12 protein-coding genes and 2 pseudogenes are annotated in these 12792 nt (G+C 67.6%); 5 read left to right on the top strand and 9 right to left on the bottom strand.

All coding sequences use genetic code 11. The annotated features are described in order from the left end of the window. Positions 1-359: 359 nt before the first annotated feature. Positions 360-680: a hypothetical protein gene (locus AB0I76_RS00005; RefSeq protein ID WP_357027415.1), complete on the top strand. Its 321-nt coding sequence runs from the start codon at positions 360-362 to the stop codon at positions 678-680. Between the two features lie 154 nt (positions 681-834). On the opposite strand, the gene istB is transcribed toward AB0I76_RS00005, so the two are convergent. Together istB and AB0I76_RS00015 are read right to left on the bottom strand one after the other, a co-directional pair. Next, positions 835-1623 carry an IS21-like element helper ATPase IstB gene (gene istB, locus AB0I76_RS00010; RefSeq protein ID WP_334606033.1) on the bottom strand — a complete coding sequence of 263 codons (789 nt, stop codon included), beginning with the start codon at positions 1621-1623 and terminating at the stop codon, positions 835-837. Continuing rightward, a pseudogene (locus tag AB0I76_RS00015) lies at positions 1623-1940 on the bottom strand (IS21 family transposase); the annotation flags it as partial. The pseudogene AB0I76_RS00015 and the gene istB, both read right to left, overlap by 1 nt. 764 nt (positions 1941-2704) lie before the next feature. Between AB0I76_RS00015 and AB0I76_RS00020 the strand changes: the two are divergent. Together AB0I76_RS00020 and AB0I76_RS00025 are read left to right on the top strand one after the other, a co-directional pair. Beyond that, positions 2705-2956 (top strand): hypothetical protein, encoded by a 252-nt coding sequence (locus AB0I76_RS00020; protein ID WP_357027419.1) that lies wholly within the window; start codon positions 2705-2707, stop codon positions 2954-2956. A 359-nt stretch (positions 2957-3315) separates the two neighbouring features. Then, entirely contained in the window at positions 3316-3768 is a 453-nt protein-coding gene (locus AB0I76_RS00025; RefSeq protein ID WP_357027422.1) for a hypothetical protein, read from the top strand. 143 nt (positions 3769-3911) lie between these two features. On the opposite strand, the gene AB0I76_RS00030 is transcribed toward AB0I76_RS00025, so the two are convergent. The 7 genes and pseudogenes from AB0I76_RS00030 to AB0I76_RS00060 all read right to left on the bottom strand — a co-directional run bounded on the left by AB0I76_RS00030 (position 3912) and on the right by AB0I76_RS00060 (position 10162). Continuing rightward, positions 3912-4490 (bottom strand): hypothetical protein, encoded by a 579-nt coding sequence (locus AB0I76_RS00030; RefSeq protein ID WP_357027425.1) that lies wholly within the window; start codon positions 4488-4490, stop codon positions 3912-3914. 462 nt (positions 4491-4952) lie between these two features. Beyond that, the gene (locus tag AB0I76_RS00035) at positions 4953-5876 is read right to left on the bottom strand and encodes an alpha/beta hydrolase (RefSeq protein ID WP_357027428.1); all 924 of its coding nucleotides are present in this window, start codon (positions 5874-5876) and stop codon (positions 4953-4955) included. A 235-nt stretch (positions 5877-6111) separates the two neighbouring features. After that, entirely contained in the window at positions 6112-6891 is a 780-nt protein-coding gene (locus tag AB0I76_RS00040; protein ID WP_357027431.1) for a helix-turn-helix domain-containing protein, read from the bottom strand. Positions 6892-7172: 281 nt separating this feature from the next. Beyond that, positions 7173-7400: pseudogene (locus tag AB0I76_RS00045) on the bottom strand (tetratricopeptide repeat protein); the annotation flags it as partial. Positions 7401-7474: 74 nt separating this feature from the next. Beyond that, positions 7475-8389 carry a TIGR01777 family oxidoreductase gene (locus AB0I76_RS00050; protein WP_357027434.1) on the bottom strand — a complete coding sequence of 305 codons (915 nt, stop codon included), beginning with the start codon at positions 8387-8389 and terminating at the stop codon, positions 7475-7477. Continuing rightward, complete coding sequence (locus tag AB0I76_RS00055; protein WP_357027436.1) at positions 8386-9177, bottom strand: DUF2071 domain-containing protein; 792 nt, start codon at positions 9175-9177, stop codon at positions 8386-8388. Before AB0I76_RS00055 ends, AB0I76_RS00050 begins: the two co-directional genes overlap by 4 nt. A gap of 427 nt (positions 9178-9604) precedes the next feature. Then, the gene (locus AB0I76_RS00060) at positions 9605-10162 is read right to left on the bottom strand and encodes a GNAT family N-acetyltransferase (protein WP_357027438.1); all 558 of its coding nucleotides are present in this window, start codon (positions 10160-10162) and stop codon (positions 9605-9607) included. Positions 10163-10391: 229 nt separating this feature from the next. Between AB0I76_RS00060 and AB0I76_RS00065 the strand changes: the two genes are divergently transcribed. Beyond that, positions 10392-11015, top strand: coding sequence for a hypothetical protein (locus AB0I76_RS00065; RefSeq protein WP_357027441.1), 624 nt, complete (start codon positions 10392-10394; stop codon positions 11013-11015). 329 nt (positions 11016-11344) lie between these two features. Continuing rightward, the gene (locus AB0I76_RS00070; RefSeq protein ID WP_357027444.1) at positions 11345-12520 is read left to right on the top strand and encodes a VOC family protein; all 1176 of its coding nucleotides are present in this window, start codon (positions 11345-11347) and stop codon (positions 12518-12520) included. Positions 12521-12792 lie beyond the last annotated feature (272 nt).

Genomic DNA, 12792 nt, shown 5'->3' on the forward strand with positions numbered 1-12792 from the left:
GGCCGGGCCGCGCCCGATCGGCGCGGCGCAGGGAAGGGCACGCCAGGTCCGAGCGGCGGTCGCGGCGGCGAGCTGGTCGCGGTTACCGCGCCTCCCGCGGGGGCGCAACGACTCCGAGATGGTCGGGGGTCCGTCGGCGGGTTGCGGTCCGTGGGTGGTTGCGCTGGGCCATCCCGCCAGCCGTCGACCCGGGCGAGCCGAGCAGACCACCGATCGGCCCGCCAGCGTCCGTACGTGCGTCAAGGCCGTCTTGATGTGGCGGACCGATCGGCGGCCCGCTCCCTAGGTGGGCGGGTCGGCGGCAGACGGGATGGCAGAGGATGCGCTCTACGGCATTCGCCGGATCGAAGGAGGACGACATGATGCCTGCGCGGAATGAGGACCAGGAGGCGGCCGAAGCGGCCGTTGCGCACCTACTGACGGAGTCCCTACTGATGATTCGCTACCTGGCAGCGGCTGATGGGGAGCAGCCCGTGTCGGACAATCGCCGCCAAGAGCAGGTGCATACCCTGGCCGACCTGTGCCACAACCTTCCTGCCTGGCTCGATCCGACTCGCCGCGACCGCATCCATGAAGGCATCGCCTACATGTGGCGCACCGCTTCACCAAACAAGCGACGATGGGTTCGGCAGTGCTGGGATGCGATCGGCTACGACTACCGCTGGCTCATGAGTGACTAACGGGGTGACGACGCCCACGAACAAGGCCGGACGTCTACGGACGCTGACCGACTGTTTGGGCTGCCGACGCCGCTACCCGCCCAGTGTCAACGCCGGCTCAACCTTGACCCCTCTGCTCCGGCCGAATTTTGACCCCCTCGCTGGTTGTTGATGTTCAGTCGTTGGTCTTGCTGGCCGCAGGGACGCGGCCGAGGTCGCGGTCCTTGAGTCGGTAGCTGTCGCCCTTCATCGAGATGACCTCGGCGTGGTGAACGAGGCGATCGATCATGGCTGCGGCGACGACGTCGTCGCCGAACACTTCGCCCCACCGGCCGAAGGGCTTGTTGCTGGTGACGATCAGGCTGGCTCGTTCGTAGCGGTTGGAGACGAGCTGGAAGAACAGGTTCGCGGCTTCGGCTTCGAAGGGGATGTAGCCGACCTCGTCGACGATCAGCAGCGGGATCCGGCCGAGCTTGACCAGCTCGTCTTGCAGCCTGCCGGCGTGGTGGGCGTCGGCGAGGCGGGACACCCACTGGGCGGCGGTGGCGAACGCGACCCGGTGTCCGGCCTGGCAGGCCCGGATCCCGAGACCGATCGACAGGTGAGTTTTGCCGGTGCCGGGCGGGCCGAGGAAGACGACGTTCTCCCGGCCGGTGATGAAGTCGAGGGTGCCCAGGTGGGCGATGGTCTCCCGCTTCAAGGACCGCTGGTGGTCGAAGTCAAACTCCTCCAGGCTCTTGCGGGCCGGGAACCTCGCTGCCCGGATGCGTCCCTCACCGCCATGGGCCTCACGGGCGGCGACCTCGCGTTGCAGGCAGGCGGCGAGGAACTCCTCATGCGTCCACGACTCCGCCCGAGCCCGCTCCGCCAGGCGTTCCACCGACGCGGCCAGGGACGGCGCCTTCAGGGCACGGGTGAGGAACGCGATCTCCGAGGCGACGTTGCGGCTGGTCTTGGCGGCCATCACGCAGCCACCTCATCGAGGCCGAACAGGCGGTCGTAGTCGCTCAACGGCCGGCGTTCAACCTGCGCGTCGACGGCGGTCGTCGGGGCGCGTTGGGCAGCGATGCGCAGGTCGGCGGCGGCTTGGCGGTGGGCGGGATCGGTGATGCTCTGATGGCTCGCCCAGCAGCGGTCATGCCGAGCCACCGCCCGACCGTCGCAGAACACCGTCACCTGGTCGCAGTCGGCGGTGACCTCGACCCGCCGGCCAACCACCGACGGATGCACCGAGTAGTCGTTGCCGTCCAAGCGCACGTAATGATCGCGAAGTTTTCGGGTCAGACCGCCCCAACGGCGCCGCCCCTACATCCTCACTGTCAGTTTTCAGGCGGAGCCGACACCCAGCTCGTCGGCCGCCGATCATTCCTTCACACCGAACCGGTCGGCACGTAGCAGGGCTAGGGGCAAGTGGACTCAAGCGAAGCCCTGCACTACACCAGTATGAGGCGAGGGTAGGAGCTGGACCTGCCAGAAGTCAGCACTCGGACCAGGCCCCGCTTGACGATCTGGAGCTGCTGATCAGGCAAGCGAAGGGTGAAATGGACCTCCGTCGGTAGACCTAGTGTCGTTGCAGTCTGATCAGTGAAGACCAGCCGCAAGTCACTCGTGTCACTGGGAGGCATCATGGGCAGCGCTGGCTGCCGCGAGGGCGTGACCTCGCATTCGATCACCTCCCCATAGCAGCCACGCTCGCCGTACGGGCCGACCCCGATCCAGTAGGTGTCCCATCCGCGCGGTTTGTCCTCCTCGCTAGCGCCGGGGCATTCCTGGAAAATCAGCGACCACGACTCTCGAAGCGGCTTCTCGCGGATCCCGAGGATGTAGACCAGGTCGTCCGCCTCAGCGGCGTCTCGCAACACCGCAGGCAGGTCGTTGCTGGCAGGTTCCCACGTCACTCGTCCAAACCTAGAGGCATGCAGCGCGCAAGGGGCGCGTGCCCGATCCGTGCCCGACACAAGGGTCAGCAAGGGCCAGCGGCGGGTTGCTGGCAGCCCTGGCACGAACGCCGAGTACTCCTTGACCGGCCGCCACGACTACTCCGCGTGCAGACCAATCCGATTCCCAAGCTGACAGTCGTCCTGCAAGATGGCCGGGTGGACGCCTGGGAGTCGATCGACGACCTCATCATGCAACGACGGATCATCTTTGCGATGCAGGCGATCCGTGAGGCCGAGGGGTGCAGCCTCCAGCGAGCGATTGACGTCTTCGCGGAGCGGTACGAGATTCTGCGGCGGACCAGGCCCGATGACTTCGAGGTCTCCCGTGATGAGTACGGGCGCGGCGTCTACACCTGAATGGGTGGGTGACGAACTGGCTGACAACCACGGCGTACCCACGTTAGGCAGCTACGAGAGCGCTCGTGAGGGCAGCAGGGCTGACGGCCCAAATCGCACCCCGGGTCCCGCCCATTACTGTGCGGACGACCCTGCTGCCTACCGGCCAGTCTGCCACCTGTGGCGTCTCCTGTTGCTGCCGACAGCAGCGGTGACAGCAACCCGCGCGGACGAAGCCACCCAGGGAGGACCGACGCCGGACGATGGCCCGAGGCCAGAGACGCCGACGGACCATGCCGGACGAAGCGCCCAGAACTTACAAGCGAGGGGTCTAGCGCAACCGGGTGGACGGGGAACAGCGGAGCCACGAAACTCGGCGTGTGATCGACATGCGAGAGGTCGGGGTGCGGGTCCTGGCCGGTGACCTGGCTAGCGAGGAGCTGCCGATGATTGCGGCGCAAGCGCTTGCCGAGGGGCTGGATAGCCCATCGTTGCGGGAACTCGCTGGGCTCTCGCGAGGCGAGTACCGCGAGGCGTGCGAGCTGCTGGACCAGGTGGTCGACGAGTTGGGCTTGCCTGCGCTGCCAGACGCCGACCAGGCCGTCTGGGAGGTGGTGGTCTCGTATGCGCGACGTTTGGTGTCCGGGGCCCTCACGCCGGTGGATGGCGCACATGCCATCGCCGCCTGTGCCGGGTCTCTAGGGTTCCCGGAGCCCCTTGCCACGTTCGCCTTCCTGGCCGACCTGTGGGAGAGCAACGCGGCTGAGCACGCCCAACTTGAACAGGACATGGTGCGCGAGGCGGAAGCCATGCTGCGGGGCGTGGGTGACTAACTGAGTGACGATGGGTCGGATTCCACTGGACGAGCACGGACGAGCATTGACCATGCCAGCAGCCCGGAGCCCGACAGAGCAGCAGGTAAGCGCGCTGTGATTGTTGCCTGGGGGTCAAGCAGTCGGGCGTCGGCCCTCCCCTCTCACACGTAGTCACGCCAGAAGGTCACAGTCACCCTCGGCTCTCGGAACTCCTGATCGATGTAGTGGGCGAGGTCGTGGGCATACACGATGGTGTCGGTCAGTTGGTGGATGGAGAGCACGGGATGCCCGAAGGAACCGCGGCTGGCCGGCAGGTAGCGGTGGGCGTATACGGGAACCATCCGGGGAACGTCGGCGAGAAGTCGCTTCGCCTTGACCATGCGCCGGACGAGGTCGTGAGGGCGACTGCTCCACCCGGGTGGCCACTCGCCGTTCTGGATGTCGTCGAGCGCGGTTGCGAACGGCCATTCGATTTGCTCTTGCAGGGTGGTGGAGCCGAGCTGGCGCCAGTTCGGCCAGCCCCAACTTGCCTTGTCGGGGTGGTCATCGTGGCCAGGTGTCCAGACTGGCAGCCCGGCCGCGAGGAAGGCGCGGTGGTCGTCGGCGAACTCGAAGCCGAACCGTCGCTCGATGCTGACGAACTCGGCGTCGGTGAGCCCCGGTTGGATGTCCACCAGGCCCAGGTCGGCTAACCGGCGAGCGGCCTCGATACCCAACCCGACACCGGCACCATTCGTCACCAGAGAAGCGTAGCGACCTGGCCGCCGCGTGCGGGTGATGGGAGGCGCGGGAGCAGCAGAGAGGCAGCGAACGCTACGGCAACCGATAACACCGGAAGTGGCTGGAGCCCGAACAACGTGCACGGACTGAGGGTTTCTGGCAGCCGACGACAGCCGTCGGTGCCTCGCAGCCGCGTTCACACCGAAGAGGTCACTGGTTCGGTCCCAGTATCGCCCACGCAGGTAGAGGCCCGGATCACATTGATGATCCGGGCCTCTCTCCATTCCTGAGTTACTAACTGAGTGACTATCGGTCCGCAGGACCGAAGATCGCATCCATGACCTGTGCGCCACCGAGTAGCACCGGCCTTAGTTGGTGCCGGTAGACCCTCCCCAGCAACCGTGCCGGGCCGTGTCTCGCGGTGGGGTCGATATTCGCCGGTGGTATGGACTGCTCGCCGGCCTCATCATGGCCAGTGGCGGTCATCCCTCTGCCTCTCGTGGCCGGCCTGACGAATTCGGGCGTAAGTGACCGCGCAGGAAAGCGAGGATCTCGCGGCGCGCAGGCCGTGCGGCCGGTACCAGGCGGGGGGTGCTGAGGAAGGTGTGGGTGGCGTTCGGATAGCAGGTCAGGCGGGCATCGGTGCCGTCTTCGCGGAGCCGTTCGACGTACCGGCGTCCGTGGTCCGCTACAGGGTCCAGCGCGGCGGTGACGACCAGTGCCGGTGGCAGGTCGGCGAGATTCTCGAACTTCACCGGAGACACGGTGCGCGGGTCGAGCGTCGATGGCACGCTGAGTTTGCGGGCTGCGCGCAATCGCGACAGCGGAAGCGTGGGGTTGTCAGCGTTCTCGGCCATCGAGGGGTAGTCGACCATCGTCTCGGTCCAGTCCGTGGTCGGATAGTTGAGTACCTGGGCGCGGAGCGGCGGGCCGTCCTTGCGGGCACGCAATGCGACGAGTGCGGCGATCATGCCGCCGGCACTTTCGCCCATGACCGCGACGGCGCCAGGATCGATGCCCCAGCCGATGGGGTCGTCCAGAATCCGGGTAAGCGTGTCGTAGCCGTCCTCGATCGGCTGAGGCAGTAGGTGCTCCGGGGCGAGGCGGTACTCCACCGCGACGACCACGGCCGGGCAGCGGGCCGCGAGGTGGCTGTTGAGCCAGTCGTTCTGCGCGGCGGTGCCCGCGATGAAGCCTCCACCATGGAACGAGACAATCAGCGGCAGCTTCCGTTCTGCCTTCTTCGGGCGGTGTACTCGCAGCATCAGCCGACGGCCGGGAAGATCGATCATGGCGTGCTCGATGCGGGTGCGACGGTCCGGCAGACCGGTGACGATACGTCCGGCCACAGACGATGCCGCCCGGTTGGCCTTCTCGCGCGCGGCGATCACCTGATCGTCGGTCATGGCCTCCCAGTCCCGGACGTCCCTGAGAATTCGGGTGCCCAGTGGCGCTTTGCCCCTCACGTCGTCCCGGGCCCGGGCGTGTGCTCTGACATTGGCTGTCTCCTACCGTCTGTCAGGCGGCTCAGGGTTCACCGCCCGCTCGCAGGTCATGACTGCCAGCATCGCCAGCGCCTCGCTGGGTTGTCTTGGAGAAATGTTCCGCTCTGCAGGTCAGCCCCAAGAGCGCCGGCTCAAGTCACACCCTGGGCGCCTGCTCCTGCGCAGGCCACGCGATATGGTCGACCGCGAGCCACGGCGCGATCGCCACGGCGGTGGGTGTCATCCCGGCAATGGCCATGACATCCCGACAGAGGTGGGACTGATCGACAAAGCCATTCTCTGCCGCCACACGGGCGGCGCTGTGCCCCGCGGCGAGGCGGTGCGCCACGTGGTCGAACCGGACGAGCGTCGCGGCGCGCTTAGGCGTAAGACCGACCTGGGATCGGAACCGGGACCACAGCCGCTTACGGCTCCATCCCACCTCGGCCGCCAGCCGCTCGACCCGAACCCGCCCCCGGCTCCTCACCATCTGTCCCCAGACGAAGGCGATCTCTGGATCCATCGCCGGGCCTGTCTCATGTCGTCGAGCGAGCGCGGCCTCCATGACCGTGAACCGGGCGTCCCACGACCCGGCAGCGCGCAGTTGCTCCTGGGTCCGTTCGGTGTCGCGCCGCCCCCAGAGATCCTCGAGGGTGACCACGGTCGCGCCCGGCTCAGCCGAGGCGCCCAGCACCGCGTGCGCGACCACCGGCGATAGCCGTACCTGCAGCACGTCGACATCGCGCCCGCATCCTCGAACGCTGCCCGCGGCCATGCCGACGACGGCGCTGCCTCGCTTCCGCTCTCCACTGATGTCATCGACGAGTTCCGCGTCGCCGAAATCGATGAACACCGTGAATGCCGGGTACGGGACCATCTGAAGATCGACCGGACTGTCCGTTCGACCACGGAACCCGGCCATGCTGATCCCCGCCATGCGACCCAACGCTGACGGGACTGCGACGTCCACCACAGCCCCAGCGACACGAACCAGTCCTCCAGGTCGCACGCTGTCATGTTACGAGCCACCCGAGCGGTGTCCGCATTCCAGCCCACCGCCGCCGTCCCACGGGTCTCTCGGCCAGGTTCAGATCTTCCAGAAAGCGCTTGACCTGTCCGCCAGCTCGACGACGACCGTCTCGTGTACACCTCGACGCCACGGTTCGCTGGAGTTGAAGCACCAGCGTGGGGGTCTCCGAGTGGATCGAGGATCTGAAGTGCCTGCTGCCAGCAGCGCTGCGCCTCGTCAGGTTGGTCGGTGGCGTGGAAGGTGTCGCCGAGGGCGGCGAGGGTGAGTCCTTCGCAGCGTCGGTCATCGAATCTACGGAAGAGTTCCAGAGCCCGATGATGCTGTTGGAGGGCTTCGTCGAGTTGGCCGGTCTGCTGGTCTGCCAAGCGGAGGGGGTAGGAGCACGTGCCGGATTGAGCTCGATGTCCACGACTCACCGGCGCGAAGGCCGGGCCGGCCTATTCGGCGACGCTGTTCGCCGATCCTTGCCCGGTCGGGCCCACGGGTGCAGTCATCGGCGGGCTGCTCCGCTGAGTAGGTCGGCGACCGCGGGTCCCAACTCTGGATGAGTGAACTGGAAGCCGGCATCGCGCAGCCGCTTCGGGACGCACCGACGGCCGGTTAGTACCAATAGCGGATCGGCGCGCATGAACACCGATCCGACCCGGACCAGAGGCGCAGGGGTGGGAACACGGGCGGCACGACCTGTCGTCCGGCGGAGCGTGGCCATGAGATCGCTGTTGCGTACGGGGTTGGGGGAGGTTGCATGCACGATGCCCGACAGCGCGGGGTCGTCCACGCAGCGGCGCACGATCGCACACAGGTCGTCGATGTGCAGCCAACTGATCCACTGTCGACCGCTGCCCATCCGGCCACCGAGACCCCACCGCACGAGTCCGGTCAGTCGATCGAAGGCCGGGGTGTCGCGGTCGAACACGATGCCGGTACGAAGCGTGACCTGGCGCGCCGCGGTGATCTCCGCCGCGGCGTCCTCCCACGCCCGCGCGACACCGGCCATCTGCGGTGGATCGTCGGCGGGCGGGGCCGACTCGTCGAGCTCCGCCTCGCCGGCGTCGCCGTATATTGCCAGCGTGCTCATCTGTACGAGCAGTGGCAACGGCCGGTCCAGACCAGTGCAGGCGCGGGCGAGCGCCCGGGTAGGTTCCGTTCGGGAACGTGTCAGCAGCGCGATGTTGGCCGGCGTCGGCCGCCGGAACACCAGTTCACCGCAAAGGTTCACCAACGCCGCGTCGGACAGTTCAGCTGCCCAGGGGCCGACGGTTCGGCCGTCCCAGTGCACCTGCCGCCCCCACCGGACCCGCGTGGCCGAACGACTCAGTATCACCACGTCGTCGCCCCGACCGGTCAGGTCGTGGGCGATCCGTTGCCCGAGCGCCCCGGAACCGCCGGCGATGACGACCTTCATCGGCTGCAGGTGACCGGGCCACCGGTGGGTCGCACCGCCATCGGAGGCAGCGGATTCCACGTGGCTGGGACATTTCGCATGAGCAGCCCACAGTCGGGTATCGCGGATCCCGGGGGGAACCGGGCCGGGTCGTCGAAGAACGTGGACCGTACCGAGGCCAGGTCCACCGGCGTGACCTGCCAGCCCTGGGTGAGCAACTCCATCCCGTCGAGGTGGCTCGGATCTGGCGTGGTCGAGAAGCCGGTGGCACCGCGCCGGAAAAACCCTGACGCCTGATCGACGTCATGGAATAGATGGCTGCCCGAGAGGGTGGCTGCCGTGCGGACGTGGACGCCGACGCGTACCGCATCGACCGGATCGGCGAAGGCGATCCGCAGCTCGCTCGCGCTCTCTCTCACGTCGAAGCGGCTGAGGTGGTGCCGCCCGGGGAAGAGCCTGCCGCCGACCCAGGAGTTGAGCCGGGAACCGGTGTCACGGCGTGGGATGTAGACGCCGCGGGTGACGCCGTCGGGTGTGTCCCACTCAACCGCGATCCGGTGCGCGGCGTTTTCGCTACGCAGGCCGAACGGTGCGGGCACGGCTGGGAGCCGGACTCCGCTCAACCGGATCAGGCAGATGCCCGACACGGCCCATCCGTTGACGACCTGCGGTCGCAGTGGGGCGGGCAGCAGCCGTGCGGTGGCCTCCGGTTCCGTGCGGTAGTTCACGAGGAGGCGGCGCTGGACGACGCTCACCAGTCGGGGGGCTCTCATATGGCCGCCTTCCCTATTCCGGCGCACCGCCGGCATTGCCGGAGTAATACCTGCTCGGACAGAACGCGCTCCCAGGTTTGAGCGATCGCTCAAACGGAAGCTTACGACGTTTTGAGTGAGCACTCAATCCGGCGGTCACGGTCGGCCGAGCATTGAATAAGAAGTCTGATAACGCGATATGTCAACAAATTGGGTGCGCGCCTGTGTCGACAGGGAGGAACTGATGGGTTCCAACCGCATGTCGTCGGGGCTGACTGTGGGGGCAATGTCCGGTGCGCCGGTGCTGGTGGCGGCAGCCTCGAACGGAGGGGTTAGAACGGTGGGGTCGAGCAGGTAGAAGGGCTTTGGCGTGGCGAGTAGCGGGACCGCCATGTAAAACGGAGCCAGCTACCGACTCAAGAACCGCCTTACCGGCATCGACGGCCACGCCAACGTCGCCTGAACCCCGGCCCAGGACCCCCACTCATGCATCTCGAGGACGAGGGCTTCGGATCTTGGAGAAGACCACCGCGTCAGCGCGACGGCCGGGGAAAGTCAGGAAGCTGCGCAGCACACCCTCCTGCTCGAAGGCAGCCGCGGTGAGAACCCGCCGCGACGCCTTATTGTCCGGCTCCACCCACGCCTCCACCCGCTCAATGCCCACGACGTCCAACGCCCACGACGACACCAGCCTCGCCGCACGAGTGGTGATTCCCCGCCCCCGCGCAGACGGGATGAGCCAGTAACCGAGACCAGCCACCCCCGGCTGCGGCCGAAGCATGAGCACGACCGAACCGAGCGCTTGATCAGTGACCGCGTCAGCGATCGCATGGGAGACGCCCTCACCGCTATCGGCTCGACTCCACTGCCGACGGAGGAATGCCCGTCCTGCGTCGACTGAGAACACTTCCGGAACCGATGTGGCCTCGACAATTCGCGGATCCTGGGCTGCGGCTCGAACACACTCCAGATCATCTTCCCGCCATGAACGAAGACGAACCGTCCCATCAGTAAGATCAACAGCAGGGTAGGTCAACGGCACTGAACCAAGCTATGCCACAGGCCGTCCCCCGGGAATCCCCGCCGACGCCGCCCAGCCCGATTGACCTCCCGCGGCCCGGCCATGTTCATCCGTATCTACCTGGGGACGCGAACTCGTAGGCCGACAGCGTGACAAGTATCGGAGGTCGATGTCACGACCGGCCGACCGCTGGCTGGCGCGAGCCCAAGGACCGCCGACAACCCGCTTCGTGTGAGGGAGCGCCCAAGCCGTGGGTGTCGGCAACGCGACAGGTTGCCGGGCGTGGGCGGGCAGCGTGTCGACGGCGGCGGACAGCATGATCTGTCGAATGCGTACCCCATTCAGCCTCACTACCTGCGCCATCGCCGCTATCCTCGGCTTGACTGCCTGCGCCACCAGCACGGGCACCGGTGAGACAACCCCAACGGCTCCCAGCCCTGCGGTCAGCAGCCCCGCCGTTCAAAGCCCGCAGCCTGCGGCTTCAGCCAAGGTCGACGCCAAGGCCGTGCTCGCGAAGCTGACCGCCGCGAAGGTCGGGCTCACGCGCGGCGCGGTCCAGAACGAAGACACCGATCCGAACAACCTGCTGGGACGGCCGAACGGCTACACCTCGCGGGCGTCCGCTGACCTGCCCGGCGGCGACACCACCAGCGACAGGTACGGCATTGACCGCGGCCTCGTGATCGAGGTCTTTCCCTCCGCCGCCGACGCGGATCGGCGCTCGACGTACATCCAGGGCCTGCTCAAGAACGCCCCGATTCTCGGCACCGAATACCACTACCGGACCGGCGACGGCACCGTGTTGGTGCGGGTCGCCGGTCGGGTGAAGCCGACAGCTGCGAAGAAGATCGAGCAAGCGGTCACCCAGGTCTGATGCGGCTGGCTGGAGATCAGCCCTGCCATGCGAGTGCGGAGCCAGGGGAATAGCTATCGCGCTTGGCGCTATCCCTGGTGGGTGGGGCCGGCGTAGCGGTACATCGGCGGCGTGCCGGTGCTCGACTGGCTGCAGGGGGTGTTCCTGCGCGCCGAGGTGGAAGCCGTCTTGGTAGAGCAGCACCACTGGTGGCAGCGTTCCCGCCTCACCGACCTCGACCGGTGCGAGCCACCCATCGGCCGCCAACGGCGTACATCAATGCTTTTCGGCCGGGGCATGGTCACTATCCGGGAAGGAGATCGTCCGGAACGGGCTCTACAGTGTCGGGCATGACAGAGGTCGGAACGGATTGGCGGGTGGTCGATGGCGTTGCGACGGCATGGTTCGACGCGCCTTCGCTGATCGAGGGGGCTGCGCTGGCCGGGCGCATCATGGAGCTGTCGCCCGGGATCGTGGTCGACCTGCGCGCGACAGGCATGCGCGTGCGCCTCGACTCGGACGGGCACGCCGAGGCGGTGTCGGCGGCCGCGCGGGATCTCGGGCTCGCCGCGAACCCTGCCGTGCTTCAGCACCTGAGCGTCGTGTTCGAGTCCGCGAACCCGTCTGTGGTGAGGCGGTTCTGGCAGGGCGTGCTCGACTACGCGCCTGGGGATGACGGCGGTTTGGTGGATCCGCTGCGGCGCGACCCCGCGATGCGGATCCGGCAGTCGACCGAGCCACGGCCGTTGCGGAACCGCATCCACCTCGACGTGGTGCGGCCGGCCGCGGCGGTCGAGCAGGCGGGTCTTGGTGAGGCATCGGGACCGTTCGGGGTCCGTCACGCCGACCCCGACGGCAACGAGGTCGACCTGGTGCCGGGCGATGCGCTCGGCGAGGGGATCGGGACTGCCGACTGGCAGGCGGTGTTCAGCGCGATGGCGTGCTACCGCACCACCTCGCCGACGCAGCAGCGTGACCTGGCCGTCGCCGCGGCGGCGCTGGCCGACGACAGGGGCTTCCCGTTGCTGGTCGACCTGCGCCCCGGGCTAGTGATCATCGACAGCGGCAAGGACCAGTGGGACGACGACGCCCACGGCCTCGAGCTCGAGTTCACCGACCTCGCCGGAAACCTCCAGACAGCCGCGCGCGAGGTCGGGGCCACTGCGGATCCGGGGCTGTCGCGCTTCGCTCAGCTCTTCCTCGACGCCGCCGACGTCGCCGCGGTCCGCGCGTTCTGGGTCGCCGCACTCGGATACACCCACGACCGGCGACCCGGGGTCAGCGACATCCGCGATCCGCGGCGGCTGAACCCGGTGCTGGTGTTCCAGGAGCTCGACGCTTCGGAGACGGAGCGGCGCCGGCAGCGCAACCGCATCCACGTCGAGCTCGCCGTGCCGTCGGACCTCGCGCAGACGCGCCTCGCCACGACCGTCGCAGCCGGTGGCCGGCTCCTTGACGAGTCAGAGGATCGCTGGCGGGTCGCCGACCCCGAAGGCAACGAAATGGTGATCGTCAGTGGGGGATGAGCTGGCGTTTGGCCGAGTTCCACGCTCGGCGGCTTCCCGTCAACGAGCGCTGTATCTCCGCCGCAACCAGGGTCGGACACGCACGCCACGCTTGAACGCCAGGGACGACGCGCCGTACAACGACGGTGATGGTGTCTGCCGACAGCTCGGCCTCGGGCGCCGCTCGACGCGACCTGAGGCGGCTCTGCGAAGTTAGCGGGGTCAGGCGGCTCTGCAGCTATCTGTCGCGGGCCTCGGTAACCGTCGTGGCGGACCTTGGCGTGATGGACCCG

This window comes from Micromonospora sp. NPDC049799 (genome assembly GCF_040656655.1).
In the GTDB taxonomy this organism is placed as follows: Bacteria; Actinomycetota; Actinomycetes; order Mycobacteriales; family Micromonosporaceae; genus Micromonospora.